The organism is Sinomonas cellulolyticus (assembly GCF_014656475.1).
In the GTDB taxonomy this organism is placed as follows: Bacteria; Actinomycetota; Actinomycetes; order Actinomycetales; family Micrococcaceae; genus Sinomonas; species Sinomonas cellulolyticus.
In genome coordinates this window covers 44,075-70,633 of the sequence record NZ_BNCM01000017.1, presented here as the reverse complement: position 1 = coordinate 70,633, position 26,559 = coordinate 44,075, and the positions used below count along the sequence as shown (strand labels likewise).

Annotated in this window: 26 protein-coding genes; 10 read left to right on the top strand and 16 right to left on the bottom strand. The window is 69.7% G+C overall.

Annotation, left to right across the window (positions count from 1 at the left end):
* Nucleotides 1-557: 557 nt before the first annotated feature.
* The 3 genes from IE231_RS16710 (at nt 558) to IE231_RS16700 (ending at nt 3,598) form a co-directional block, all read left to right on the top strand.
* On the top strand, nt 558-890 hold the full coding sequence (locus IE231_RS16710) for a metal-sensitive transcriptional regulator (protein WP_189695129.1): 333 nt from the start codon (nt 558-560) through the stop codon (nt 888-890).
* Between the two features lie 70 nt (nt 891-960).
* The gene (locus IE231_RS16705; RefSeq protein WP_229867297.1) at nt 961-1,191 is read left to right on the top strand and encodes a heavy-metal-associated domain-containing protein; all 231 of its coding nucleotides are present in this window, start codon (nt 961-963) and stop codon (nt 1,189-1,191) included.
* A gap of 4 nt (nt 1,192-1,195) precedes the next feature.
* Nucleotides 1,196-3,598, top strand: a complete 2,403-nt coding sequence (locus IE231_RS16700; RefSeq protein ID WP_189695127.1) for a heavy metal translocating P-type ATPase — start codon at nt 1,196-1,198, stop codon at nt 3,596-3,598.
* Between the two features lie 46 nt (nt 3,599-3,644).
* Here IE231_RS16700 and IE231_RS16695 read toward each other — a convergent pair whose 3' ends face one another.
* Together IE231_RS16695 and IE231_RS16690 are read right to left on the bottom strand one after the other, a co-directional pair.
* Nucleotides 3,645-3,917 carry a DUF2277 domain-containing protein gene (locus tag IE231_RS16695; protein WP_189695126.1) on the bottom strand — a complete coding sequence of 91 codons (273 nt, stop codon included), beginning with the start codon at nt 3,915-3,917 and terminating at the stop codon, nt 3,645-3,647.
* Nucleotides 3,918-3,927: 10 nt separating this feature from the next.
* A complete protein-coding gene (locus IE231_RS16690; protein ID WP_189695125.1) occupies nt 3,928-4,962 on the bottom strand; it encodes an EamA family transporter in 1,035 nt (344 codons plus the stop codon).
* A 93-nt stretch (nt 4,963-5,055) separates the two neighbouring features.
* Between IE231_RS16690 and IE231_RS16685 the strand changes: the two genes are divergently transcribed.
* On the top strand, nt 5,056-5,610 hold the full coding sequence (locus IE231_RS16685) for a CGNR zinc finger domain-containing protein (RefSeq protein ID WP_189695124.1): 555 nt from the start codon (nt 5,056-5,058) through the stop codon (nt 5,608-5,610).
* Between the two features lie 50 nt (nt 5,611-5,660).
* On the opposite strand, the gene IE231_RS16680 is transcribed toward IE231_RS16685, so the two are convergent.
* From IE231_RS16680 to IE231_RS16670, 3 genes are all read right to left on the bottom strand, one after another.
* The gene (locus tag IE231_RS16680) at nt 5,661-6,047 is read right to left on the bottom strand and encodes a hypothetical protein (protein ID WP_189695123.1); all 387 of its coding nucleotides are present in this window, start codon (nt 6,045-6,047) and stop codon (nt 5,661-5,663) included.
* 62 nt (nt 6,048-6,109) lie between these two features.
* Nucleotides 6,110-6,748 carry a hypothetical protein gene (locus tag IE231_RS16675; protein ID WP_189695122.1) on the bottom strand — a complete coding sequence of 213 codons (639 nt, stop codon included), beginning with the start codon at nt 6,746-6,748 and terminating at the stop codon, nt 6,110-6,112.
* A 13-nt stretch (nt 6,749-6,761) separates the two neighbouring features.
* Complete coding sequence (locus tag IE231_RS16670) at nt 6,762-8,129, bottom strand: MATE family efflux transporter (protein WP_189695121.1); 1,368 nt, start codon at nt 8,127-8,129, stop codon at nt 6,762-6,764.
* An 80-nt stretch (nt 8,130-8,209) separates the two neighbouring features.
* On the opposite strand from IE231_RS16670, the gene IE231_RS16665 reads away from it, so the two are divergent.
* The 3 genes from IE231_RS16665 to IE231_RS16655 are packed head-to-tail and all read left to right on the top strand — an operon-like array spanning nt 8,210 to nt 10,968.
* On the top strand, nt 8,210-8,818 hold the full coding sequence (locus IE231_RS16665; RefSeq protein ID WP_189695120.1) for a TetR/AcrR family transcriptional regulator: 609 nt from the start codon (nt 8,210-8,212) through the stop codon (nt 8,816-8,818).
* Between the two features lie 9 nt (nt 8,819-8,827).
* Nucleotides 8,828-10,117: a glycosyltransferase gene (locus IE231_RS16660; protein WP_189695119.1), complete on the top strand. Its 1,290-nt coding sequence runs from the start codon at nt 8,828-8,830 to the stop codon at nt 10,115-10,117.
* Nucleotides 10,118-10,164: 47 nt separating this feature from the next.
* Nucleotides 10,165-10,968, top strand: coding sequence for a class I SAM-dependent methyltransferase (locus IE231_RS16655; RefSeq protein WP_189695118.1), 804 nt, complete (start codon nt 10,165-10,167; stop codon nt 10,966-10,968).
* A 100-nt stretch (nt 10,969-11,068) separates the two neighbouring features.
* Here IE231_RS16655 and IE231_RS16650 read toward each other — a convergent pair whose 3' ends face one another.
* The gene (locus tag IE231_RS16650; RefSeq protein ID WP_189695117.1) at nt 11,069-12,499 is read right to left on the bottom strand and encodes an amino acid permease; all 1,431 of its coding nucleotides are present in this window, start codon (nt 12,497-12,499) and stop codon (nt 11,069-11,071) included.
* A 273-nt stretch (nt 12,500-12,772) separates the two neighbouring features.
* On the opposite strand from IE231_RS16650, the gene IE231_RS16645 reads away from it, so the two are divergent.
* A complete protein-coding gene (locus IE231_RS16645) occupies nt 12,773-13,132 on the top strand; it encodes a VOC family protein (RefSeq protein WP_189695116.1) in 360 nt (119 codons plus the stop codon).
* Between the two features lie 107 nt (nt 13,133-13,239).
* Here the strand turns inward: IE231_RS16645 and IE231_RS16640 are convergent, their stop codons facing one another.
* From IE231_RS16640 to IE231_RS16630, 3 genes are all read right to left on the bottom strand, one after another.
* Nucleotides 13,240-15,027 carry an NAD(P)/FAD-dependent oxidoreductase gene (locus IE231_RS16640; protein WP_189695115.1) on the bottom strand — a complete coding sequence of 596 codons (1,788 nt, stop codon included), beginning with the start codon at nt 15,025-15,027 and terminating at the stop codon, nt 13,240-13,242.
* A 211-nt stretch (nt 15,028-15,238) separates the two neighbouring features.
* On the bottom strand, nt 15,239-16,402 hold the full coding sequence (locus IE231_RS16635; protein WP_189695114.1) for a helix-turn-helix domain-containing protein: 1,164 nt from the start codon (nt 16,400-16,402) through the stop codon (nt 15,239-15,241).
* A 161-nt stretch (nt 16,403-16,563) separates the two neighbouring features.
* A complete protein-coding gene (locus tag IE231_RS16630; RefSeq protein ID WP_189695113.1) occupies nt 16,564-19,233 on the bottom strand; it encodes a replicative DNA helicase in 2,670 nt (889 codons plus the stop codon).
* 469 nt (nt 19,234-19,702) lie between these two features.
* On the opposite strand from IE231_RS16630, the gene IE231_RS16625 reads away from it, so the two are divergent.
* Nucleotides 19,703-20,461: a hypothetical protein gene (locus tag IE231_RS16625; RefSeq protein WP_189695112.1), complete on the top strand. Its 759-nt coding sequence runs from the start codon at nt 19,703-19,705 to the stop codon at nt 20,459-20,461.
* A gap of 24 nt (nt 20,462-20,485) precedes the next feature.
* Here IE231_RS16625 and IE231_RS16620 read toward each other — a convergent pair whose 3' ends face one another.
* The 6 genes from IE231_RS16620 to rpsF form a co-directional block, all read right to left on the bottom strand.
* The gene (locus tag IE231_RS16620; RefSeq protein WP_189695111.1) at nt 20,486-21,643 is read right to left on the bottom strand and encodes a dipeptidase; all 1,158 of its coding nucleotides are present in this window, start codon (nt 21,641-21,643) and stop codon (nt 20,486-20,488) included.
* Nucleotides 21,644-21,671: 28 nt separating this feature from the next.
* Nucleotides 21,672-22,364 (bottom strand): CE1759 family FMN reductase, encoded by a 693-nt coding sequence (locus IE231_RS16615; RefSeq protein WP_189695110.1) that lies wholly within the window; start codon nt 22,362-22,364, stop codon nt 21,672-21,674.
* A gap of 156 nt (nt 22,365-22,520) precedes the next feature.
* On the bottom strand, nt 22,521-22,973 hold the full coding sequence (gene rplI, locus IE231_RS16610; RefSeq protein ID WP_189695109.1) for a 50S ribosomal protein L9: 453 nt from the start codon (nt 22,971-22,973) through the stop codon (nt 22,521-22,523).
* Nucleotides 22,974-22,989: 16 nt separating this feature from the next.
* Nucleotides 22,990-23,229: a 30S ribosomal protein S18 gene (gene rpsR / locus IE231_RS16605; protein WP_010144869.1), complete on the bottom strand. Its 240-nt coding sequence runs from the start codon at nt 23,227-23,229 to the stop codon at nt 22,990-22,992.
* 72 nt (nt 23,230-23,301) lie between these two features.
* The gene (locus IE231_RS16600; protein ID WP_189695108.1) at nt 23,302-23,919 is read right to left on the bottom strand and encodes a single-stranded DNA-binding protein; all 618 of its coding nucleotides are present in this window, start codon (nt 23,917-23,919) and stop codon (nt 23,302-23,304) included.
* Between the two features lie 69 nt (nt 23,920-23,988).
* Nucleotides 23,989-24,294, bottom strand: a complete 306-nt coding sequence (rpsF, locus tag IE231_RS16595; RefSeq protein ID WP_189695107.1) for a 30S ribosomal protein S6 — start codon at nt 24,292-24,294, stop codon at nt 23,989-23,991.
* Nucleotides 24,295-24,597: 303 nt separating this feature from the next.
* Here rpsF and IE231_RS16590 point away from each other — a divergent pair, with 303 nt between their 5' ends.
* On the top strand, nt 24,598-25,263 hold the full coding sequence (locus IE231_RS16590) for a DUF1345 domain-containing protein (RefSeq protein WP_229867290.1): 666 nt from the start codon (nt 24,598-24,600) through the stop codon (nt 25,261-25,263).
* 18 nt (nt 25,264-25,281) lie between these two features.
* On the opposite strand, the gene IE231_RS16585 is transcribed toward IE231_RS16590, so the two are convergent.
* On the bottom strand, nt 25,282-26,559 hold the full coding sequence (locus tag IE231_RS16585; RefSeq protein ID WP_189695106.1) for a M18 family aminopeptidase: 1,278 nt from the start codon (nt 26,557-26,559) through the stop codon (nt 25,282-25,284).

Here is a 26,559-nt window from a genome sequence, read left to right as displayed (position 1 = left end):
TCCTGAGCCAGGATCAAACTCTCCGTCAAAAAACACGCCAACCCCCCACCCCAGGAAAATAGGGCAAAAGGCCAGCAGAAAACGATCCGGCATCAAAAACCACCCAGCCACGCACACAGGGGCGCACGCAACCAGGCAACAGACACCAAAAAAATGGCATCAACAAAACTTGGCACACTATTGAGTTCTCAAACAACAAACCACACCCGGTAACCCACACGACCAAACCAGCCCTGCAGCTCCCGGAGCAACTTCTCAAACCTACCCTTTTGAATTCATCATGTCCAATCGGCAATTCCTTGCGGCGGACCATGAATTCACTTCAGACACCGGCTTTCGGGGCGCGTCGAGAGACGGCCGTTTTGGCCAGTTCCTGAAGGGTTTTTGCCAGCCGTTCCGTCCGCGTTCCCGCGGCCGCTCCCGGCGACTCAGAAAACATTACCCGCCTCCCGGCCCTCGGCCAAATCCGCGCGCTGTGCGCTTGGCCACACGCGAGGCAGGATGCATACCCCCTCCGGGTACTTGACCGATACCCCTGGCGGGTATATGTTCGGGGCATGGAGAACGTCGTCGACTTCAACGTCCATGCCGGCCCCGCTTATGGGTACACGGCGGACAAGGACGCCTACCTCCGCCGCCTGCGGCGGATCGAGGGCCAGGTGCGCGGCATTGCGCGGATGGTGGACGAGGACAAGTACTGCATCGACATCCTCACGCAGATCGCCGCCGTGACGAAGGCCCTCCACGCTGTGAGCCTCGGCCTCGTCGAAGAGCACATAGGGCACTGCGTGGTCGGTGCAGCTAACGAGCCGGACGCCGCGAAGCGGGCCGACGAAATCGATGCGAAGGTCAAGGAGGCCACTGATGCCATCGGACGACTGCTGCGGTAGCGGCTGCTGCGGAGGCAGCAGCCGTCAGCTCATCACCATCCAGAACGCACACCATCCAGGGAGGATCACCATGACCCACTTCACCACGACCGTGCACGTTGACGGCATGACCTGCGGCCACTGCGTCGCCTCGGTCACCGAGGAGATCCAGTCGCTCGACGGCGTGGAAGGCGTCTCGATCGACCTGAACGCCGGCGGCGTCTCCGAGGTGACCATCGACTCGGACCGCAAGCTCAAGCACGAGTCCATCAGCGAGGCCGTCGCCGAGGCGGGCTACGTCATGGTGGACAACAACGCCTGAAGCCATGGATCCACGCACCTCAGTAGAGCTTCCCCGCATTGTCGAGCTCGACATCGAGGGCATGACCTGCGCCTCGTGTGTCAATCGGGTCGAGCGCAAGCTCGGCAAGATCGACGGCGTGCATGCCTCCGTCAACCTCCCGCTTGAATCCGCGCGCGTAGAGGTCCCCGCCGGTGTGACGGACGAGCAGCTGCTCAACACCGTCGCGGCCGCGGGCTACACCGCGCGCCTCAAGGGTGCCGGCTTTCGCATGGAGGTGGCGACGCACGGCAGCGCCGGTGGTGCGGGGGCGTCGGCCGAGGGGGTCGATGCAACGGAGTCCGGCGAACACGCGGGAGCCCCCGAGCGCCGTCCACTCGGGCCCGGGGAGGACGAGAGAAGGGAGACGCCGTCCCCACGGCGGAGCCCCGCCGAGGCCCTGGTTCCGCGTCTGGTGGTTGCCGCGGCGCTGTCCATTCCGGTGGTCCTCATCTCCATGGTGCCGGCGGCCCAGTTCATCCAGTGGGGCTGGTGGGTCGCCGCCCTCACCCTCCCCGTCGCGACCTGGTCCGCGTGGCCCTTCCACCGGGCTGCCGCAATCAATGCGAGGCACGGCGGCTCCACGATGGACACGCTCGTCTCGATCGGCGTCGCGGCGGCATACCTGTACTCACTCGTCGAACTCCTCATAGACCCGCGCATGACCGAACACCCCGGCATGCACATGCAGAACGGGGCGGCGCTCTACTTCGAGACGGCCGCCGTCGTCACGACCTTCCTGCTGCTGGGGCGCTGGCTCGAGGCGCGGGCGAAGTCCCGCGCCGGCGACGCGCTGCGCGCTCTCCTCGACCGTGGGGCCAAGCGGGCCGTGGTCGTGCGAGACGGCGTCGAGCAGGAGATCCCCGCGGATCAGCTCGTTCCCGGGGACCTGTTCGTGGTCAGGCCGGGCGAGAAGATCGCCACGGACGGCGTCGTGCGTTCGGGAGCCTCGGCAGTCGACGCGTCGCTGATCACGGGCGAGTCCGTCCCGGTCGACGTGGCCTCCGGCTCGCCGGTGACCGGTGCGACCGTCAACACGTCCGGACGCCTCCTGGTCGAGGCGACCAGGGTCGGGTCTGAGACAACGCTTGCCGCGATGGCCCGTCTCGTCTCGGAGGCCCAGACCGGCAAGGCGCCCATCGCGCGGCTCGCGGACCGGATCAGCGGTGTGTTCGTGCCCGTGGTCCTCGTCATCGCGGTCGTAACGTTCGCGCTCTGGCTGGCCGTCAGCGGGTCGCTCCCCTCGTCCTTCACGGCGGCCGTGGCAGTGCTCGTCATCGCGTGCCCCTGTGCGCTGGGGCTCGCCACGCCCGTCGGCCTGCTGGCGGGCAGCGGCCGCGGCTCCCAGCTCGGGATCCTCATCCGCGGCCCCCAGGTCCTTGAGGACACGCGTGCCGTGGACACGATTGTCCTGGACAAGACCGGGACCGTGACCACCGGGCGTCTGGCGCTGGATTCGGTGGATACGTTCGGCTCGTGGGACCGCGATGCAGTGCTGCGCCTCGCCGCCGCGGTCGAGGCAGGCAGCGAGCACCCGCTCGCGCGCGCAGTTGTGGCGGCCGTGCCCAGCGCTGCTCCCGCAGCAGTGGCGCCCGGCGCGGCGCCTGCCGGGATGCACGACGCCGGCGGCCTGCCCGCCGTCTCCGGCTTCCGGTCGGCTGCGGGCGGCGGCGTGGAGGGAACGGTCGAGGGCCACACCGTGCTTGTGGGCAGGACCGACTGGGTGAGCGGGAATGGCGCAATCCCCGATGGCGCTCAGGCCGCCCGCTCTTCAGATCGGGAGGCTGGCGGGGCAACCGCGGTATGGGTCGCGGTCGATGGCGAGATCGCCGCGATCCTGGGCCTCCGCGACACCGTCAAGCCGGGCTCGGCGGAGGGAATTGCGAGGCTCAAGGCGCTCGGGCTCAGGCCGGTGCTCGTCACGGGGGACAATGCCGCAGTCGCCGCCCGAGTGGCGGCTGAGGTGGGGATAGCGCCTGCTGACGTGCAGGCCGGCGTGCGCCCCGAGGGCAAGGTCGAGGCTGTCAAGCGCCTGCAGGCTGCCGGCGCGAGGGTCGCGATGGCCGGCGACGGCGTGAACGACGCTCCTGCGCTCGCCCAGGCGGACCTCGGCATCGCGATGGGCTCGGGCACCGATGTGGCTCGCGAAGCCGCCGAGCTGACCGTCATGGGAGATGACCTGGGACAGGTAGCCACCGCCATCGAGCTGTCCCGCCGGACGCTGGCGATCATCAAGCAGAACCTGTTCTGGGCGTTCTTCTACAACATCATCGGGATCCCCGTGGCAGCGCTCGGGCTGCTCAATCCGATGCTTGCGGGCGCCGCGATGGCAGCCAGCTCCGTGCTCGTGGTGACCAACTCGCTCCGGCTCACACGCTTCCACCGCTAGGGCTGAGACCCGTCCCGGACCCGTCCCGGCTCCGTCTGGGCGGGCCTCAGGCCGTGCCGAAGCGGACGGCCGCGCGGGCCCTGGCCTTGGCGGCCTCGGCCTCGCGGCTCCGGGGCGGCGCTGTCGTGACCAGGTCCTCGAGGAGGTGCTCGGTGATGTGAGCGATCTCTGCGACAGCGCGGTTGAACGCCTCCTCATTGGCCTTCGAGGGGTGGGCGCTCCCGCTCACCTTGCGGACATACTGCAGGGCTGCTGCGTGCACTTCCTCGCTCGTCGCGTGCGGCTCGAAGTTGTGGAGGACCTTGATGTTGCGGCACATGCCCTCAAGGCTACGCGCGCCGCTCCACGGTGGGCAGGGCCCCTGTGGCAAGGTCGGCAGCCGGCAGGGCCTCGGGGGCAGAGTCGGGGACCAAATCCGCCTCCACCTCAGCCGGCGCACGGAGCTCGTCGGCCCGGACCATGACCACGCCGCCCACAATGAGGGCGCCGCCGAGAAACTGCATGGGTCCCGGAACGTCGCCGATGAGGATCCACGAGGCGATGACAGAGAACAGCACCTCGGTGAGGGAGACGAAGCTTGCGACCTTGGAGCCGAGCCTCTGGGTGCCCACGATGCCCAGTGTGTATGCGACGACAGCGGCCACGAGCGTGATGCCTGCGAGCGGCACGATCCACGAGACCTGGCCCCCGAACAGCCCGACGTCCACGAACGCCGCGCTCACCGGCAGGAGCCCCACGACGGCAAGCACAGCCAGGGTGAAGGCGCCGAACACCATCCCGCCGGCCACCGTCACGAGGGGCGGAAGCACGCCGTCGGACTTCGCCGAGAGCACGAAGTACACGGCAAGGCAGACGGCCGCGCCCACACCCCACAGGACGCCGACGGGATCGACCCGCTGCGCGCTCAGCAGGTCCAGCACGAGCACGAGGCCCAGCATGGCCACGGCAGTTCCCGCGATGGTCAGCGTGCCGGGGCGGCGCCGCGTGCGGGCCCAGACCCATCCGACGAGGATGATGGGGGCGAGGTACTCGAGCATGAGCGCCACGGGGGGGCTCATCCGGGCCACGGCGTTGAAGTAGAAGAACTGGCACAGGGCGATCGCAACCGCCCCGTAGCCGGCCATGAGGGCCACGGCGCCCCGGAGCCTTCCCCACTGCCCGCGCATCATCCACGCGGCGGGGACGACCATGATGATCGCTGCCAGGCCGATGCGGCCGCCCACGACCGCGCCCGGGGTCCAGCCCGCTTCGAGGAGGGACTTGCCCAGCGCGCCGGAGCTGCCGAAGGTCGCCGCGGACAGGACGGCGTAGACGAGCCCGGACGCGGAACGGTTCCGGGGAACCGAAGGCGGCGTGGACGGCACGGAGCACCTCCCAAGGGGTTGCAGCGGGATCGTGTCAGGAGTCAAGCACGAGTATGGTGATGACAGTACGGCTCGCAGACGTCAGGAGTCAACATGATCTTCGCCCATGACACGGAGGTTGCACTCCGGAGTGTGGTGAACCTCGTCAACACGCTCGATCCCCTCGATCCAGACGGCGGGGAGCACCTTGCGACCGGAGCAGATCTGGACCGCTTCCTCGCAGAGGAGGAGTTCACCGGGTCACGGACGCACGACGCCGCGGAGCTGGCTGCCGTCCGCACGCTGCGCTCCCGCCTGAGGAGGCTCTGGGACTCGACCGAGGACGAGGCGGTCGAGCTCGTGAACTCGCTGCTGCGCGAGGCGCAGGCGCTGCCGCAGCTCGTCAAGCACGACCATTGGGACTGGCACCTGCACGCCACCACGCCGGATGCGCCGCTCGCCGACCGGATGGGGACCGAGGCCGCGATGGCGTTCGTGGACGTCATCCGCTCCCAGGAACTGGACCGTCTGCGCATCTGCGCCGCGGACGACTGCGCGGCCGTGCTGATCGACCTCTCCAAGAACAGGTCCAAGCGCTACTGCGACACCGGGAACTGCGCCAACAGGACGCACGTGCGCGCCTACCGGGAGCGCCGGGCAGCAGACTGAGTGCCAGCGACCCCGGCCTCGGTTCGAGCTTCGGGCTTCGGGCTTCGGGCTCAGGCGCCGGCGCCGGGACTCTCCGGGCCTGCGGCCCCGTCCTCGGGGGAATCGCCCGTCCCCCCGTCGGTTCCACGCTCCTCGGCCGACGGATGGCCAGCGGTCCCGGACCGCTTGATGCGATCCTCGGAGCGCAGGTTCACGCCGTCGCCCCGGCCGAGGTGCTCCGCGTTCTCCTTGAAGCTCATCGACATCATGGCCGCGAAGACGAGGCACACGATGAAGGCGATGCCGAACGCGGCGAATGCCAGATCGTAGCGGAGCCCGTGGGACGTTCCTCCGGAGGCCGCGAACAGCACGACGACGAAAGCGATGGCTCCGAAGAACGCCGAGAACAGGAGCGGTCCCTTGATCCCGACACGGGGGCCGCGCGGCGAATCAGACATGGGCCCTCCTCAGGCGTTCGGGGGAATCAAGATGGTTCTACGCAAGGTAGAACGCATCAATTCTAGGCCACCGGCGCGGTGGGAGCGGAATCGTGCCGCAGGGACAGGCCGGCAATGGCCAGCAGGACACCGGTGATGATGGCCGCCCCGCCCGCCACGCCGAGGACTGCGTGGGGCCCCAGCCCCGCGAAGAACGGCAGGAGGACGGCGGTGCCGAGATGCACGACGCCGGCGATCAGCTCGTCCCGCGCGAGGGGGCTCCAGCCCCGTCCGCGGAAACCGGTCGCGAGGTCGGCGGCCCCGGTGAGGGCGAATGCGACCGCCCCGCCGATTCCCAGCACCGTGCCGGTCGGAGCAGCCACGAGGCCGAGTCCCACGGCAGCCGCGAGGCCGTACCCGGCCGAGGCGACGGCGCGGCTCAGGCCCGTCGGGGCCGAGCCACCCGCAGACGCGCCGCCCTCGCGCCGGAGCAGCCACGCGCGGGCCACGGCGAGGCCCACAAAGAAGGCGGCGAGACAGGAAGCGGCGCCGATGGGCGAGGGCGCTCCCCAGAAGACCGTGATCGCCCCGAACACGAGGGCAACCGCCGCCCGGAGCAGCACGGGCGCAGCGAGCGCGCGGCGTCGTGCGTCGGGGGCCGAAGCGGCCGGGGCCGGGGAGGGCGTGGCCGGCTGCGGCGGGGTGGAAGGGGTTTCAGGCACGGGCCAAGTCTAGTCAGTGCGCGCCGAGCACCATCCACGCGTCCCCTCGGGCGCGCAGGCCCAGCGTTGCCGCACGGGCGAGCATGTAGCCGCCGGCGAAGGCCGCCCACAGCCACATCAGACCGGTGGGACCGCCGATGCCGGAGGCGCCGACCCACACGATGAGCGGGGCGTAGACCACGAGGTTGAGCACTCCCGCGAGGGCGAGGTACCGGGCATCGCCGGCTCCGATGAGCACGCCGTCGAGGACGAACACGTACCCGCAGACGGGCTGGCTCGCGGCCAGCACCAGGAGCGCGGGGACGAGGGCCTCGTGGACTGAGCGGTCTGGCGTGAAGATCCAGCCCACCCAGGGGGCCACCCCGGCGAGGAGGGCGCCGGTGGCCAGACCGTAGGCGAGCGACCACCGCACCATGGTGCCCGTGAGCTCGCGTGCCCGGACGGCGCGGGAGGCCCCGAGCTCCTTCCCGATGAGGGCCTGCGCTGCGATCGCGAGGGCGTCCAGGGCGAACGCGAGGAAGTTGAAGAGGGTCATGGCGAGCTGGTGGGCGGCAAGGTTCGCGGCGCCCTGCTGCGCAGCGACGACCACGGCCGCGAGGATCGCCCCTCGAAGCGTGAGGGTACGGAGCATGAGCCACGATCCGACGTGCGCGGCGCCGAGTACGCCACGGCGGCTCGGGGTGACGCCGACGCCCTCGTGCCGCATGCGCCGCAGCACGATCGCGAGGTAGACCGCCGCCATGCCCAGCTGCGCGACGCTCGTGCCGACGGCGGACCCGGCGATCCCCCACCCAAGACCGTAGACGAACAGGAGGTTGAGCAGGATGTTCGCCGTGAAACCGACGGTCGCAACCACGAGCGGCGTCCGGGTGTCCTGCAGCCCGCGCAGGGCGCCGGTGCCGGCGAAGACGAGGAGCATGCCGACGAGTCCAGGCATCGACCACACGAGGTAGTCGACCGCAAAGGCGTGCACAGCACCGGAGCCGCCGAGGAGCCCGATCATCGCCGGGGCGAACGCCCAGCCGAGCACCGCGAGCGCCAGGCCGAGCAGCAGCGCCAGCCACGCGCCGTCGCGCGCGGCGGCCATCGCGTGGCCCATCCTGCCCGCGCCGAGGAAGCGCGCCACGGCGGGACCCGTGCCGTAGGCGAGGAACACCATGAGCCCGACGGCGGTCTGCAGCACTGTCGTGGCCAGGCCGAGGCCTGCGAGCTGGTCGACACCGAGGTGGCCCACGATGGCCGAATCGGCAAGGAGGAACAGGGGCTCAGCGATCAGTGCGAAGAAGGCGGGTACGGCGAGCCGGAGGATCTCCCGCGTGGTGGACCGCTCGGCGGTCGCGGCGCCCGCCCGCCGCTCGTCGATGCGTTCCCTCCGGCTCATGCGACCCACTGTAGACCGGCCCTCCGACAGTCCAGAGAAGGGCTCGACAGGGGCCCAAATTTCGCGTTAGTCTGATTGACATGAAATCCGGGGCCGGGACACGGCCTTACGTGATGACGAAACGGGCGGCAGCCTCGGAAGAGACCCGGCTGCGGATCCTGGACGCCATGGGCGAGCTCTTCCTCGAACGCCCCCTCTCCCAGATCACGCTCGGCGACGTCGCAGAACGTGCGGGGGTCACGGTCCAGACCGTCCTCCGGCGCTTCGGGGACAAGGACGGGCTCAACGCGGCGGCCGCCGCCCACGGTTTCCAGACGGTGGCGAGCGCACGGGATTCCGCTCCCGTGGGGGACCTCGTCGGCATCCTCGAGAACCTCGCCGAGCACTACGAGGCCTCGAGCCGCCTCGCCCTCAAGATGCTCGCCGAAGAACACGACTCCCCCGTCATGGAGGAGATCACAGGGCGCGGACGCGCCTACCACCGGCAGTGGTGCGAGCGGGTCTTCGCACCCTCCCTGGAGGGGCTCGCGGGCGCCGAGCGCGCGCGCCGCCTCGCCCAGCTCGTCGCCGTATGCGACGTCTACACCTGGAAGCTGCTCCGCCTAGACTCCGGCTTGAGCCGCCCCCAGTACATCCTCGCCCTCACCGAGCTCCTCGAGCCGCTGCTGGACCGCGGAGCCACACCCTAGAAGGTCGCCATGCCTACCGTCCTCGCCTACACCTCTCCGGCACTCGGGCACCTCTTCCCGATGATGCCGCTCCTGCTCGAGCTCGCGGCGCGCGGGCACAGGGTCCACGTCCGCACCCTCGCCTCGCAGGTCGGGCTCCTGCGCGGCCTGGGGCTCGACGCCGAGCCGATCGACCCAGGCGTCGAGGCGATCGAGCACCACGACTTCGGCGCGCGCAACAGCCTCGAGGCCCTCTCGGCCACGGGAGACGTATTCGCCCGCCGCGCCGCACTCGACGGACCCGATCTCGAACGTGCCCTCCGCACGGTTGCGCCGGACGCCGTCGTGGTCGACATCAACGCCTGGGGCGCGCTGATGGCGGCCGAGGCGTGGGGCGGCCCGTGGGCCACGTTCAGCCCGTACATCCCCCCGATCCGCTCCACAGGCACCCCGCCGTTCGGGCCCGGCCTCGCCCCGATGGGCGGCCCGCTGGGCAGACTGCGCGACGCCGTGCTCCGGCCCCTCGTCCTCGGCCAGGTTGAGAAGCGCTTCCTGCCGGCGATCAACGAGGCCCGCGCCTCCCGCGGCCTCCCGGCCGCGGCCGACGTGGACGCGTTCTTCCGGTCGGCCCCGCTCATGCTCGTCACGACCTCCGAGCCGTTCGACTACCACCACTCCGACTGGCTGCCCTCGGTCCGGGCGATCGGCGCACTTCCGTGGGAACCGCCGTCGGCCGCGCCTCCCTGGGCGGAGGAGCCCGGAGACCGGTTCGTCCTCGTCACCACCTCCTCGGAGTACCAGGCGGACGAGGCCCTCGCCCGGGCTGCCGTCACCGGCCTCGCCGATGAGCCGTACAGGGTCGTCGTGACGATGCCGGCTGGCGTGGCCGACCTCGGGCCGCTGCCCGCGAACGTCCGGGTCGAGCGCTTCGTCCCGCACTCCGCCGTCCTCTCGCGGGCTGCCGTGGCGGTCACGCACGGGGGGATGGGTGCCACGCAGAAGGCCCTCGCGGCGGGCGTGCCGTGCGTGGTCGTGCCGTTCGGACGCGATCAGCTCGAAGTCGCCGCCCGCGTGGACCATGCTGGTGCCGGGGTGCGGATCGCCAAAGGCAGGCTCACGCCGGAGCGGCTCCGCGAGGCCGTGCACCGGGCGGCGGGGATGGCCGACGCCGCCCTGCGGGTCTCCGCCGGCTACCGCGCCGCCGGCGGGGCTGCTGCAGGGGCAGACGCCGTCGAGCAGCTGCTCGGCACGCGAGCGAGGGCCGGTTTCCGGCCCGAGGCCGCGCGTGGCACGGGCCCGGAACACACCGGCCGTCCATGACGCGTCCAGACCTCCCCCTCACGGAAGGCCGGCGGGATACTGATCGCATGTCCGCCGACGCAGCCTTCACAGGCTCGATCCCCGAGCTCTACGACACCGTCCTCGTGCCCATGGTCTTCACGGACTTCTCCGCGGACCTCGCCGCGCACGTCGCCACGGGCGACCCCGCCACGGTCCTCGAGACGGCGGCGGGCACCGGGGCCCTGACCCGCGAGCTGCACCGGATCCTCCCGGAGGCCACCATCACCGCCACGGACCTCAACCCCGCGATGCTGGGCCAGGCCGCTAAGGCACTCCCCGCCTCGGAGAGGATCCGCTGGCAGCAGGCCGACGCCCAGTCGCTCCCGTTCGAGGACGAATCCTTCGACGCGGTCGTGAACCAGTTCGGCCTCATGTTCGTCCCCGACAGGGCACGGGCCTACGCCGAGGCGCGCCGGGTGCTGCGGCCGGGCGGCCGCCTCTCGGCCGCCGTGTGGAGCACATTGGAAGACAACGAGGCGGCCCTCCTCGTGGAGCAGGCCCTCGCCTCGCTCTTCCCCGGACGGCCGCCGCGGTTCTTCCGGCGTGTGCCGTTCGCCTACAACGACGAGGACCTCATCCGCTCCGAGCTCGAGGCGGCGGGCTTCTCGGGCATCGCGGCGCACACGGTCGAGCACCAGAACGCGCCCGCCTCCGCGCGCGCCATCGCCGTCTCGCATGTTCGGGGCACGCCGCTGGCGAATGAGCTCTCGGAGGGCTACGGGGACCTCGGCCGCATCACGGAGGAGGTGGCGCGGCTCCTCGAGGCCCGCTTCAGGGGAGTGCCGTTCGCCGGCAAGACCTCCGCGGTGTTCCTCACCGGCGCGGCCTGACGCACCCGTCGCCTGAAGCACGACGGCGCGGCGCACGGTCCCGCCGGACCGGCACCGCGCCGTCGTGCGCACCACCGCGCTGCTGCGGTGCGGAGGGAGGCTACGCCCCGTGGCCGTGGGCCTCGGCGTCCTCCTCGAGGAGCTCGGCGTCGTCGTCCGCCGTGGTGTGCGGGCGCGCAGCCACGCCGCGGCGCCGGTACCTCAGGACGCCGATCGCAATGACCAGGGCGGCCAGCGCGGCGGAGAGGATCAGCTCGTCACGGGTGTCGTCGAGGAACAGCATCCCCACGAGCAGGGCGACGATCGCGATGATGGAGGCCCACGTCAGGTACGGGAACAGCCACATCCGGATCTCGAGCTTGGTCCCCGCGGCGTCGGCGCGGCGTCGCAGCACGAGCTGCGAGGCCGAGATGACGAGCCACACGAACAGGGCGATCGCGCCCGACGTGTTCACGAGGAAGAGGAAGACCGTGTCCGGCCAGAGGTAGTTCAGTCCCACGGTGATGAACCCGACGACGGTCGAGACGAGGACAGAGCGGACCGGCACGCCGCGGCCGGAGATGCGGCCCCAGGACGCGGGGGCGTCGCCGCGGGTCGAGAGCGAGAAGATCATGCGGCTGGCCGTGTAGAGGCCGGAGTTGAGGCACGAGAGGACGGACGTGAGGACGACGATGTCCATGATGGTCGCCGCTCCCGGGATTCCGAAGCGTTCGATCACGGCCACGTAGGGGCTCTTGGCCACGGAGGCGTCATCCCACGGCAGGAGGGTCACGACGATGGCCATGGAGCCGATGTAGAACACCAGGATGCGCCACACGACCGAGTTGACGGCCTTGCGGACCGCGCTCACGGGGTCCGCCGACTCGCCGGCGGCGATCGTGGCGATCTCGGCACCGAAGAACGAGAAGACCACGACCAGGATGCCCGCGAGGACGGCTCCGGCGCCGTTCGGCATCAGGCCGCCGTGGCCGAGGAGGTTGGTGGTCCCCGGAGCCGGCACGCCCGGGATGAGGCCCAAGATCGCGGCGATGCCCGCGATGAGGAACAGCACGATGGCGGTCACCTTGACCGAGGCGAACCAGAACTCGAACTCGCCGTACGACTTCACGCTCCACACGTTGGTCAGCGTCAGGGCGATCATCAGCACGAGCGCCCACACCCACTGGTCCACGCCGGGGAGCCACCGGTGCATGATCGCGGCGCCGGCCGTGGCCTCGATGCCCAGGACGATGATCCAGAACCAGGCGTAGAGCCAGCCGATGCTGAAGCCGGCCCAGCGCCCGAGGGCCTTGTCCGCGTAGGCCGAGAAGGAGCCCGTCTCGGGGTTCGCCGCGGCCATCTCGCCGAGCATGCGCATCACGAGGATGACGACGACGCCCGCGGCGGCATAGGCGAGGAGGATTCCGGGACCGGCCTGATGGATCGCGGCGCCGGAGCCGACGAAGAGCCCGGCGCCGATGACGCCCGCGATGGCGATCATCGACAAGTGGCGGGGCTTGAGGGATTTGTGGAGTTGGGGTTGGGAAGCCATGAGGCTCACTTCCATGTCACGGGGGTCAGATGGCGGGTTCCATCGTGAACCTATTCCGCCTCGCCGGGCACAGAGCATCGCACAGTCCGAGCCAGTTTCTTCGGTGTGAGTGCCCAATTCCGTTTCCTGTGGTGCAACTTCTGTCCTTTGGTGGGTTTCCTGAAACGTGGGCGCAACGTAGCGGCGGCCACGGAGGGGAGTGATAGGCGTCATAGTGCTTCGGCGGGACAGCAGCGGACACATCCTGTCCGCAGGGCGCCGTAGGTTGAGCACATGGCTATCGCACGCTTCCCCAATGTCGTCATCGACTGCCCCGACCCCGCGGCCCTCGCACGGTTCTACGCGGCCCTTCTGGACTGGACGGTCGAGGAGGCGTCCGCCGGGTGGGGCCAGATCCGGGCCGACCACGGCCAGTGCATCTCCTTCCAGGGCGTGGAAGGCTACCAGGCGCCCCAGTGGCCCGGGCAGGAGGTCCCCCAGCAGATGCACCTCGACGTGATGGTGGACGATCTCGACGACGCCGAGCAGGCCGTCCTCGCCCTCGGCGCCGCCAAGGCCGAACATCAGCCCGGCACGACCTTCCGCGTCTTCCTCGACCCTGCGGGCCACCCGTTCTGCCTCTGCGTCTCCTGAGGCGCGTGGGGCCCTGCGGACGGCGCCCAGATGGGAGGCACGCACGACGGCGCGGCGCCGGCCACCGCTGACCCGGCACCGCGCCGTCGTGCCTGCCACTGCCGCGATCAGTGGGTGTGGAACGTCTCCGCGAGCGCGTAGACGGGGGTGTCGAGGCCCTCAAGCCGTGCCTTGAGCTGGAGGGCGAGGTACTTCGAGTAGTGCCGCGACTGGTGCAGGTTGCCGCCGTGGAACCAGAGGTTCTCCTGCCGGGTGGGCTTCCACATGTTGCGCAGCTCGCCCTGCCACGGCCCGGGGTCCTTGGTCGTGTCGGAGCCGAGGCCCCAGCACTTGCCGACCTTGTCCGCGACCTCCTGCGAGATGAGCTTGGCGGCCCAGCCGTTCATCGAGCCGTATCCCGTCGCGTAGACCACGGCGTCCGCCTCGAGGCGCGTGCCGTCGTCGAGCACCACCGCGTCCTCCTCGAGGTGGGAGACCTGGCCGTTCGCGAGCCGGATGGCGCCCTTCGCGATGAGCTCGGAGGCGCCGATGTTGATGTAGTAGCCCGAGCCGCGGCGGAGGTACTTGAGGAAGAGGCCCGAGTCGTCGTCGCCGAAGTCCAGCTGGAAGCCGGCCTGCTCGAGGCTGTCGTAGAAGTCCCTGTCCCGCTCGCGGATCTCATCGAAGGCTGGCCGCTGGAAGTCTGGCAGGACCTTGTACGGGATGGAGGCGAAGATGAGGTCCGCAGTCTCGTGGTCGATCCCGTTGGCCAGGGCCTCCTCGGAGTAGAGCGGCCCGAGGACCACCTCCATGAGCGAGTCAGACTTGACGATGTGGGTGCTCGAGCGCTGGAGCATGGTCGGCTCGGCCCCGTTCTGCCACAGGTCGGCGCAGATGTCGTGCGCCGAGTTGTTCGATCCGACCACCACGACCTTCTTGCCCGCGTACTCCGCCCCGCCGGGGTGCTGGGAGGAGTGGTGCTGGTCGCCGCGGAAGACGTCCTGGCCCGGCAGCGTCGGGATGCTGGGGATACCGGACATGCCGGTCGCCATGACGAGGTGCGTCGGGGTGAGGGTGAGTTCCCGCCCCTCGCGGGTGACGCGGACGGTCCACCGGCCGGCGTCCTGGTCGAAGCTCGCGCCCGTGGCCTCGGTGTTGGACCAGTAGTCCAGTTCCATCAGGTGGGTGTAGTGCTCGAGCCAGTCGCCCATCTTGTCCTTGGGGGTGAAGACCGGCCAGTGGTCCGGGAAGGGCAGGTAGGGCATGTGGTCGTACCAGACCGGGTCGTGGAGGCACAGCGAGTGGTACCGCGAACGCCACTGGTCCCCCGGCCGCGGGTGCTTGTCGATGACGAGGGCCGGGACCCCGAGGCGCTTGAGCCGGGCGGCCAGCCCGATCCCACCCTGCCCGCCGCCCACCACGAGCACATAGGGCTGCTCGTCGATGCCGAACGTCTCCGCGCGAGCGGTGCGGCGGTCCAGCCAGTTGTGCGTCGAGGCGTTGACGCCGTGCTCCGCCCCGCGCTCACGCCGCGGCCCGGAGGGCTCCGGGAAGTCGTTGAGACCCTGCGCGCTGGAAAGGAACGTCCACGCCTTCCCGTCGCGCAGGCGCACGAGCCCCTTTCCGTGGAACGCCTTGTTCCGGAAGGTGTACCAGGCCTCGGTCACGCCGTCTGCCTCACTCGCACTCGTCACCTCGAGCTCACGGGGCCAGGCTTCTGGGCCGACGGCGGCCAGCATGGCCTCGATTTCCCGCCGGCCCTCGGCGGTGTGGATGTTCCAGGTGAGGCTGGCCAGGTCGCGCCAGTAGCTCTCATCGCCGAACAGCGAGGCCGCTGCCCCGACGTCGCCCGCGGCGAACGCCTCCTCGAGGTCCGCGAACCACGTCCTCGCACCCTGCAGTGCTGCATCACTCATCGCACTTCTCCTTTGAACGCCTGGGTCGATGCGTACGAACGTATGGCGTGCGTCACATCTGCGGGAGCGTTGCAGAACGTTGCAGCCGTGGCCAAGGACCCCGCAACCGACGGGACGCGACCCCGCAACGATGGGGGGTCACTTCCCTGCTATGCGGGGTCACTTGCCCGCGATGAGGGGTCACTTCCCTGCGATGCGGGGTCGCCTTGGGTCAGCGCACGACGACGGCGGGCACCGTCAGGCGGTACGGCCGACTCTCGATGAGGCCGCCGAGCCGCTTGCGCAGGCGTGAGAACTCAGCACGGACGGTGACCTCCGTCTGGACCCCCTTGAGGCGGGCAAGAACCTCCCGCGACTCCAGTCCATGCGGTTGCTCGGCAAGGAGCGCCAACAGCTCGAAGTGCCTCGCCGTCAGCGGGATCTCGGTCTCCCCGCCTGCGGATCCGAGGACGGCCGACGGCGGCGGCCCGGGTTTGAGGTGCAGCTCGGCTCGGCCATGGGCAGGGTGCAGGACCCAGCCTCCGTCGAGGCGCTCGGCCCGCATCTGCCCCACACCGGACACCCAGTGAACGCCGTCCGCCAGACCGGCCGGGAGGCGTATCCGGTCCCCGACCCCGAACCCGTCGGCGACGGCTACCCAGCCGGCGTCGTCCACCACGAGACGCCGCCCGACCACGCCCGAGCCGCCTCCCGCCAGGAGCGCGAGGCGGCGAAGTTCGCCGTCGTGCTCGCGTCCCAGGAGGTCCATCGCCTCGCGCGCGGTCATGCTCACGAGCGAGAGCGTGTGCGGATGGGCGGTGCGGTACGAGCCGGAGAGTGTGACGACGCCGAGCGGCGCGCCGGACTTGGGCCCGAGGATCGGAGCGCTCGTACACACCCACGTGTGCTGCTCCTCGGCGCCGTGCTCGGGCCCGAAGATCTGGACTGGTCGCCGCTCCTCCATCGCGGTGCCCAAGGAATTGACGCCGACGTCCCGCTCGCGCCAACGGGCCCCCTGAATGAATCCGAGCTGCTCGCTCTTGCGGCGCACCGCCGCGGGGCCGCTCACCCACAGGACGTAGCCCTCGTCGTCGCTCACCACGAGCTCGTTGCCGGCCTCGGCAGCGAGCGGCATAAGCCGGTCCCTGAGGAGGGGAAGCACCGAGGAGAGGGCGGCTGCCCGTTCTCGACGCTCCGCTAGCGCAGCATCGGCGAGCGTGCGGCGGGAGGCCGGTTCGGCACCCTGCCGCTGCCACGCCCGGGCCACGACTGTCCGCACCGGCCCCGGGACCTCGAGCGTGGACCGCCACGAGCGGTGGAGTCGGAGCAGCTCACGCGCCTTGGCCGTCGGGTCGTCGAAGACAGTGAGGGCTGCCTCGAGGCGCGGCTGCGTCACGGGCACCCCCTCGAGTCTGCGCCGTCCCGAGCGGACCGGCCCCACCAGAGTGGCATGGATCACCGCGGTTTGGACAGAAGCTTTGGGTACGCGCTTGGCGCCCGCTCTCGTCGACGGAGACGTGAGCGCCCGCCCAATACAGACCCTCCGTCGCCAATTCGCTAGAACCCGCCGCCCTCGCCGCCGGAGTCGGCCGCCATGTTCGCGAAGCGCGAGTAGTGGCCCTGGAATGCCACCACGATGTCTTTGGTCGGGCCGTTGCGGTGCTTGGCCACGAGGATGTCCGCCTCACCCGCGCGGGGTGACTCCTTGTTGTAGACATCCTCACGGTGGAGCAGGATGACCATGTCCGCATCCTGTTCGATGGAGTTGTGGACGGCGATCCCATTGGCGATGAAGTTGTGGCTTCCGAGGACCGTCGCGTCATAGACCTCTTCCTCACCGTCGGGCTCAATGCTCACCAGGGTGTCCCAGAACAGATCATTGAGTGCTTGGATCTCGAGGTCCGCCGACCCGAGGATCTCGGCCACGCGCGAGAGCCGTTCCCGAGACGGCGACACTTTGAATAGGGTGGACCCGCAGTACTGGCTTCCGAGGGCAGCTTGGAACTGGCGATGCGTCATGCCGCTCTCGGCGAGCACGCGGCGTACGTCGTCCCAGACGGCCTTGGGGACGGTGTCGACGTTCGTGTTGGCGGTCGTGGCGCGAACAATGTCCAGAAGCCTCTCCGCGTTCGCAGACCTTTCGCCAGAGACCCCAATTTCCTGGAGGAAGCGGCGCTGATCGTCGGCACCGGAGACATCAAGGGTGTAGCCGGGGCGATAGTCCGCCTTGGGGGTAGCGATCCTGATCCGCGCGGTGATGCCGAACCGCAAGAGGAGGCGCGCAATGTCGTCAACCAGCCGTCGTGACGTCGATCCGTAGTACACGCGTCCCGCTGTTCCGGCCTTGTTTACCGTGACCGAGCCGTCGGTTGCCCACAGGTGCTTGAGGAACAGCGCGATCTGCCGCTTCGGCAACGCGAAGACGGATTGGGGGATGAATTTCTCGTAGCTCCGCGCACCGAAAAGTCCCATACCGTCGAGCCATGCCGCAATCGGATTGCGCTTCCCACGGGTGAGACGGAACGGCGCGGGAAGCCGGAGGGTTAAGCAGCGGGCCGCTGCATAGTCGTCTCGGATGGGCGTAATGCCGAAGTATGCTGCCGCCTCGGTTACTGAGGTGACGTTGGCCTCGTCCTTGGTCGCATAGCGAATCGGCTGCCTGCGCACGAAGGACCCGTCGCCGATGAGGTGCGCGAGCATGATGACCTGCCGGTCGTCCCATTCGGCCCGCTCTGAGGGGCCGTTCACGTGCCGCGCAACACCCAGACGATCGCCGGCCGCCAGATCGCCGAGGGGCTTCCACCCCTCGTAGGTGAAGAACGGGTGGTTCGAAGTTGCCCGCACGGTCCGTCCAGATGCCAGGGTGAGCCGATACACCGGCTTGACCCCCGTCGAGAACACATGCGTGAGGTGTCGCTCAACATAGCGGAGGCTCTCATCAAGAGCCCACACGGGGACATCCTTTGCCCCGGAAGCGAACAGCTCGCCCAAGGTGGTCTCGGCCCCCGTGTCCGAGCGCAGGACACGGGTATCTGCCGTGAGGCAGCCGGACTCGCGCAGATCGGAAACCATCGGCCGCTTGTCCTGCCGCTGCTCGGATCCGCGGTTCAGCTGGGAGAGCGCGATGACGGGGACGTTGAGCTCCTTCGCGAGGAGCTTGAGGGCGCGGGAGAACTCGGAGACCTCCTGCTGGCGGCTCTCGACCTTCTTGCCCGAGGTCATGAGCTGGAGGTAGTCCAGCACCACGAGCTTGAGATCGTGCTGCTGCTTGAGGCGACGGCACTTGGCACGGATCTCCATGAGGGACATGTTGGGCGAGTCGTCGATGAAGAGCGGGGACTCGTTCAGGGGGCCGAGCACCGAGGCGATCTTGGACCACTGCTCGTCCCGCAGCGAGCCGCGGCGCAGGTCCTGGAGCTGGATGGACGCCTCCGCGCTCATGAGGCGCATCGCGATCTCGTTGCGTCCCATCTCGAGAGAGAAGAAGACGGTGGCCATCTTGTGCTTGATGGCCGCAGAGCGTGCAAAGTCGAGGGCGAAGGTCGACTTGCCGACGGCGGGTCGCGCGGCGATGACGATCATCTGGCCCGGATGGAGGCCGTGGGTGAGCTCGTCGAGCTCGTAGAAGCCGGTGGGCACCCCCGTGAGGCCGCCGCCGCGATGCCCGGCCGCCTCGATCTCGTCCATGGCGCCCTCCATGACCTGGGAGAGCGGCACGTAGTCCTCCGCGGCGCGGCGCTCGGCCACGGAGTACACCTCGGCCTGGGCCTGGTTGACGAGGTCCTCGACCTCGCCGTCCTGCCCGTAGCCGAGCTGGACGATCTTGGTCCCGGCACTCACGAGACGGCGCAGGACGGCGCGCTCGGCCACGATCTCGGCGTAGTAGCCGGCGTTGGCGGCGGTGGGGACGGACTGGATGAGCTCGTGGAGGTAGGCCGGACCGCCCACCCGGTTGATCTCGCCGCGCTTGGTGAGCTCGTCCGAGACGGTCACGGCATCGGCGGGCTCGCCCTTGCCGTAGAGGTCGATGATGGCCTCGTAGATCGCCTCGTGCGCCGGGCGGTAGAAGTCGACGCCGCGGAGTACCTCGACCACGTCCGCGATCGCGTCCTTGGAGAGCATCATGCCGCCGAGGACGGACTGCTCGGCCACGATGTCCTGGGGCGGGGTCCGGCCGGCGTCCGAGTCCCGGAAGGCCGGGGCGGAATCGACGTGGGACGTGGACACAGGCAACACCTCGGACACCTAGCGCTTCATCCGGCAGGAGGCCCGCGGGGGCGCCCTCCGGAGGGACGTGCACACCGTATCCGCACCCACCGACAGCCGTGAAGCCCGCCGTCCACCGCGGCTGTGGACAACGTGTGGGTAACCCGCCAGTAAGTGTTCACAGGACCTGTGGACAAGTGTGGATAACTTGAATCTGACTAGAAGAAGTACCGTCTGACCTGCGGAAACTCTGTTGACACGCTGTGGATCAAGAAAAACTTTCCACAGCTCCAATCCACAGGCCGCGCAGACCACTCGGCGCAGAGAGATGCGCGCACCCGTATAGAAACGGCCTGAATGTGAGCTGTGCCACATACTTGGTGGGAGGGCCCACCCTCTATGCCGCACAGCACATCTATCGGCTGCCTCGCCCCGCACGCACGGCAGGCACTACGCTGGAAAGGCACACGCCGCCACCCGAGAAGCCCTGATGGAAAACCTCCTGCCTCCGCTCCTGATCCTCCTAGCCGTCGCCGTGGCGCTCATTCTCCTGGTCCGCGCCGGCGCGAAGCGCAGCAAGGCCTCCGTCGAGGGCGCGCTGTCCGGCGGCCCCGACGCCGCTGCAGCAGCCTCCGCCCGGCTGACGGAAGGAGAGCACCGCGAGGTCTACTCGCTCATCGCCCGAGGCCTGACCGTCCAGGCCGTAGCCGCGTACCGTCAGGCCACCGGTGCGGGGCTCGTGGAGGCACGCAACGCCGTGATCCTCATGGACCGTTATCCCCAGCAGTTCCACGGAGGGCATGCCGCCGGTCCTGACGCGGGGCGTGGCGAGTCCGCGCGCGACGCCGCGCCGGCACCCGAGGCGCCCGCCGCGCCCGAGCCGCCGCGCGCCGTCGTGCGTCCCCAGCCCGAGGAACAGCAGCCGGAGCAGCAGCACGGGACCGGCCATGGCGCGCAGGACCGCCCCGCCCCCGCCAGCAGGGCAGAGCAGCCCACGGAGCCTGCGGTTCAGAGTTCCCAGAGCTATCGTGACGAGCCGCGCCCGCAGGTCTTCCCGTACCGCTACCGCGCGATTGTGAGCAACGGCCGCGAGACGCTCGAGGTCGCCTCCAACATGCTCAACGACGAGATCTACAACGAGATCAAGGCCCTCGCCCAGATCGGCGACGCCGAGGACGCCGCCCAGATGCTGCGCCGCCACTCCGACATCACCATTGAGGACGCTCGCGCGTTCGTCGCGCTCCTCTAGGGCTCACTCAGCACTGAGGACCCCTCAGGACTGGGGCGCCTCCGCGGCCTCCAGGACGCGCATGGCGTTGCCGAAGCACAGGGCGTCGAGGTCCTCCCGTGCCCATCCGCGCTCGGTCAGGGCCGCGAGCAGCGGCGCGTAGCCGGCCACACCGTCCATCCCGCGCGGCAGGTCCGTGGTGCCGTCGAAATCCCCCCCGAGGCCTAGGTGCTGCGGCCCCACCACGTCGCGGGAGTGCTCGAGGTGGCGCACGACGTCGTCGATCGTCGCCTCGGGCGCGGGGTGGGCACCGAGCCATTCGGCGAACTCCGCCGCCGCGTCCGGGTCCTCCTCGGGCGCCACGTCGTGGAAGCCGGTCGGCAGGCCCAGCTCCCGCCGCCGGTCCCGGACGGCGAGGGCGTGCTCGCGGCAGGCCTCGGAGACGAACTTGGGCACGAAGGTGACCATGAGGACCCCGCCGTTGGCCGGGAGCAGCTCGAGCACCTCGTCCGGGACGTTGCGCGGGTGGCCGCAGACGGCCCGGGTGGAGGAGTGGGAGAAGACGACGGGCCGGGTGGTGGCAGCGAGGGCGTCGAGCATCGTCTGCGGCGACACATGGGAGAGGTCCACCAGCATCCCGATCCGGTTCATCTCCGCGACGACCTCGCGGCCGAACGGGCTCAGCCCCGGATCCGCCCCGCGCTCCATGAGGGCGCCGGTGGCGGAGGTCGCCCAGGGCAGGTCGTCATTGTGGGTGAGAGTCATGTAGCGGACGCCGAGGTCGGCGAGCATCCGTAGGACCGCGAGCGAGCCGGCGATGCTGTGGCCGCCCTCAGCACCCATGAGCGAGGCGATCCTCCCGCGTGCGACGGCGGCACGCACCTCGGCCGCCGAGGTCGCCAGCTCGAAGGTGTCCGGATGGGCGTCGACGATGCGGCGGACGCAGTCGATCTGCTCGAGGGTGGCGACGGCCGACTCTGCTGGGGCCAGCGTGGAGGGGACGAAGACGGACCAGAACTGGGCGCCGACTCCCCCGGCGTGCAGCCGGGGGATGTCCGTGTGGAGGCGCGGCTGGCCTTGGTCGAGCGTCGCCGCAGCGACGCTGTATCCGAAGTCCTGCCGCAGGGCCCAGGGGAGGTCGTTGTGGCCGTCGAAGACCGGTGCGGGCTGGGGCGCGGGGACGTGCTCGGATACGGGGTGCATCCGGCCATGGTACGTCCGGCGGCGCGGTTCAGAGGGAGCGGCCGGTGAGGTCGGCGAGCAGCTCCTCGAAGGACTTGTCCTCCGGCCGGGTCGCCACTGCGGGGAGGCCGGTGCCACTGCCGCGGTCGGAGCGGCTTCCTTGGGATCCCGTGCGGTGCTCGCGCGCGAGCTCCTGCACGAGCTCGGTGGCCGCACGCTCGATCCGGGCGGTGAGGCCGCCCGCTGCCGCAGCGGGACCGCCGTCGCCCTGGCCCCAGTCTGTGGGGGCAGCGAACACCGCGGTGGGCAGGATCCGTGTGCGGAGGTAGCTGAAGAGGGGGCGCATCGCGTAGTCGAGCATGAGGCTGTGCCGGGCCGAGCCGCCGGTGGCGCCGAGCAGGACGATCTTGCCCTCGAGCGAGCGGGGCTCGAGGACGTCGATGAAGGACTTGAACAGGCCGCTGTAGCTCGAGGAGAAGACGGGCGTCACTGCGATGATCGCGTCGGCGCGCTCGACGGCGGCGATCGCCTCGGCGAGGTTGGGCCCGGCGTAGCCGGTCACGAAGTTGTGGGCGATGTCCACGGCGAGGTCGCGCAGCTCGAAGATCGCGGCCGACGGCGCGAAGCCAGCCGTGCGTGCGAGTCTCTCGGCAGCTGCGGCGAGCTGGTCCGCGAGGAGTCTGCTGGACGAGGGGACACCCAGCCCCGCGGAGATGACGACGATGCGGATATTCTCGGCCATATCACTGTCCTGCCCTCGAAGTTCATGCGTTTGCATACAGTTTGACAACGGCGGCGCGGCCGCCCCTATTCCCGTGGCAGAGCAAAGGCCCCCTCCGCCAACAGGCAGAGGGGGCCTTCGAAGTCCGCCCGTCGCGGGACGGGCACGCCACGCGAACTACTTCGCGGCGACAACCTCGAGGTTGACCACGGCGGAGACCTCGTCGTGCAGGCGCACGGAGACCTCGTACTTGCCGGTGGACTTGATGTGTCCCGGGATGACCACGCGGCGCTTGTCGATGGCACCGAGGCCAGCGGCCTCGACAGCACCGGCAACGGCCTCGGCGCGGACGGTGCCGAAGAGGCGACCCTCCTTGCCGGCCTTCACCTCAAGACGGACCGGCGTACCCGAGAGGGCAGCGGCCTGGGCCTGAGCGGCCTCGAGCGTCTTGTGGGCGCGCGCCTCGCGGGCGGCACGGATCTGGGCGACCTGCTTCTCGCCACCCTTGGTCCACGCCACGGCGTAGCCGCGGGGCACCAGGTAGTTGCGGGCGTAGCCGTCCTTGACCTCGACGACGTCACCGGCCGAGCCGAGACCCGACACCTCGTTCGTCAGAATGAGCTTTGCCATGAGATTGCTTCCCTTCTCAGCCGCGGCCAGCGCCGGAGTAGGGGAGCAGGGCAACCTCGCGGGCGTTCTTGATCGCCTGGGCGATCTTGCGCTGCTCCTGCACGGTCACGCCGGTCACCCGGCGAGCGCGGATCTTGCCGCGGTCCGAGATGAACTTGCGCAGCAGGGCGACGTCCTTGTAGTCGATGACGGTGATGTCAGCGGCCTTCAAGGGGTTGGACTTTGGTTTCGGCTTGCGGATTTCAGCCTTGGCCATCGTGGAGCTCCTTAGTCTCTGGAGCCCGTGGCGTGAGCCACGGGATGGTGAATGGTGTGGAAAGGAAGTCGATCAGAACGGGGGCTCGGAGTCGTTGCCGTTGCCCCAGCCGCCGCCGGCGTTGCTGACGCCCGGGGTTGCCCACGGATCGTCCTGCTGCTGGCCGCCGCCCCATGAGCCGCCGGAGTTGCCGCCCTGGCCCTGAGAGCCCTGGCTGCCGCCCCATCCCCCGCCGGCGTTGCCGCCGCCGAAGTTGCCGCCCTGGTTGCCACCGAAGCTGCCGCCCTGCCCGCCTCCGAAGTTGCCGCCACCCTGACCGCCGGAGCGCTGGGTGCGGTTGACCTTCGCAGACGCGTAGCGCAGGCTCGGGCCGATCTCGTCGACCTCGAGCTCGATGACGGTGCGCTTCTCGCCTTCCTTGGTCTCGTACGAACGGCTCTTCAGACGCCCGGTCACGATCACCCGCATGCCCTTGGTGAGGGACTCGGCGACGTTCTCGGCTGCCTCGCGCCAGATGGACGCGCGGAGGAACAGGGTCTCCCCGTCCTTCCACTCGTTCGCCTGGCGGTCGAACGTACGCGGAGTCGAAGCCACGGTGAAGTTGGCGACCGCCGAGCCGGACGGCGTGAACCGCAGTTCGGGGTCGTTCGTCAGATTGCCGATCACCGTGATGGTGGTCTCGCCTGCCATGCTTCCTCCTGGTTCCGTTCTACGCGTACGTGAAGATCGAAGTACTTGGGGTTGAGGGAGTCACGCCAATTACTTGGCGGAAACCTTCTGGTCCTCGGGGCGGATGATCTTGGTGCGCAGGATCGTCTCGTTGAGGGACAGCTGGCGGTCCAGCTCCTGCGCCGTGGCCGGCTCCGAGGTGAAGTTCACGACGGCGTAGATCGCCTCGTTCTTCTTCTTGATGTCGTAGGCCAGACGGCGACGGCCCCAGATGTCCACCTTGTCGACGGTTCCACCGTCGGTGGTGATCACAGAGAGGAACTTCTCCAGCGACTGCTGGACCGTGCGCTCGTCGACCTCGGGGTCGATGAGGACCATCAGTTCGTAAGGACGCATGTGTGAACCCACCTCCTTTGGGCTAAGCGGTTGCGGGCGTTCCGCAACAGGAGGTTCATGTGCGTGACTGCGCGCCTTTCCTCCCGGATCTTCACCCGGAACTGGAATGCAGGCACACAGACTGCACAAGTCTACCGGATCGTGGGCCGGCCCTTGACCCGACCCCGAGTACCTCCGTTCTCCCACGCTAGCGGCGAGCGGCCGCCGTCGTGCGCCTCCGGCTCCGCCATGTGGACGACACGCCGGGCCGCAGCCTGTGGAGGACAAGCGCCGTTCCCAGCCCGCAGTGGGAAGATCTGCCGCATGAAGACTGAGACCACCGGGGCCCGCTCGACCAAGGCCCGCATGGCGTCCATGCGCCTGTGGACCATGGCAGGCGTGGCGCTTGCCGTCCTGCTCGTCACCGGATTCCTCGACTCGTGGTGGCAGGCGCCGGCAGCGGCGTGGGGCGCGGCGGCGCTCGTCTACGACATCTGGGTCTGGGTCCGCATCGCCCGCATGGACGCGGCCGAAACCAAGGTCCACGCACTCGAGGAGGACCCCAGCCGCGCGACCCGCGACGTGCTCCTGCTCGGCGCGAACCTCGCGGCCATCGTCGCCGTGGCGATCGTGATGGTCTCGGCGAACCAGGCCCACGGCGCCGCCAAGGCCCTCTACGCCCTGCTAGCACTGCTCGTCGTCGCGGCCTCGTGGCTCCTCGTGCACACGATCTTCACCCTGCGCTACACCGAGCTGTACTACACGGCGAACCCGGATGGGGGCATCCAGTTCAACCAGGACGAGCCGCCCCAGTACACCGATGTGGCCTACATGGCCTTCAGCCTGGGCATGACCTACCAGGTCTCGGACACGGCCATCACGAACCACGCGATGCGCACCGAGGCCCTCAAGCACAGCCTGCTCGCCTACGTGTTCGGCACGGTGATCCTGGCCTCGACGATCAACCTCGTGATCAACCTGGCGAACTGAGCGGCGTCAGGGGCCGCCTCAGCCCGCGAAGAACCTCTCCGCCACCTTCGAGAGCCGCCACGGGTCCTGCACACCGGCGAGCTCCCGCGCAGAATGCATCGACAGGAGCGGGATGCCCACGTCCACGGTACGGATCCCCAGCCGCGTCGCGGTCAGCGGACCGATCGTGGAGCCGCACGGCACGTCGTTGTTGGACACGAACTCCTGGTACGGCACCTCGGCCTCCGCGCACATCCGTGCCCACAGGGCAGCCCCCGGCGCATCGGTGGCGTAGCGCTGGTTCGCGTTGATCTTCAGCAGCGGTCCGCCGTTGAGCAGCGGCCGGTTGGCCGGATCATGCCTCTCGGCGTAGTTGGGGTGGATGGCGTGGCCGGCATCCGCGGAGATGTGCCAGGATGCGGCGAACGCACGACGGCGCTCGCTCGCCGTCGCGCCGAGGCCGTCCCCGATCCGGGCCAGGACGTCTTCGAGGAACGGGCCCGAGGCGCCCGAGCGGGAGGCGGAGCCGACTTCTTCGTGGTCGAACGCGGCGAGGACGGCGATCTCGTCTCCCCCACCGGACACACGCGACTGCGTCAGCGCGACCAGGCCGGCGTGCATCGAGGAGAGGTTGTCGAGGCGTCCGGAGGCGAAGAACTCGCCCTCGGCACCGAACACGGCGGGCTCCTGCGTGTCCGCGACGACCACGTCGAATCCGCCCACGTCGGCGGGGTCTAGGCCGGCGGTCTCCGCCAGAATGGCAAGCAGGTCCGCGGCGGAGGGGTCGCCGAGGCCCCATACCGGGTTCATGTGCTGCTGCCTGTCCAGCGTCAGCCCGTCGTTCACCGCCCGGTCGAGGTGGATCGCGAGCTGCGGGAAGCGCAGGAGGGGGCCGGTGGACGCGAGGTGCTGCGCGCCGTCGTGCGTCACGAGACGGCCGGCGAGCCGCAGCTCGCGGTCCAGCCAGGAGTTCAGCAGCGGGCCCCCGTACACCTCCACCCCAGCCTGCAGCCACCCGAAACGGCCGGTCGTGGGCTTGGGCTTGAGCTTGAACGAGGGCGAGTCAGTGTGCGCGCCGAGGATACGGAAGGGCGTGGCCGGGCCGGCGCCGTCGGGGACGGTCCAGGCGATGAGGGCGCCGTCCCGCACCACCGCGTAGGCGCCCGGCCCGACGGGCCATTCCGCGGCCTCGTCCAGAAGGGTGAAGCCACCCTCCGCCAGCCGGCGCGCACCCTCCGCCGCCGCGTGGAAGCTGGAGGGCGAGGCCATCACGAAGCGGCCGAGGTCAAGGGCGTGGAGGTGAGCGGCGGTCGGCAT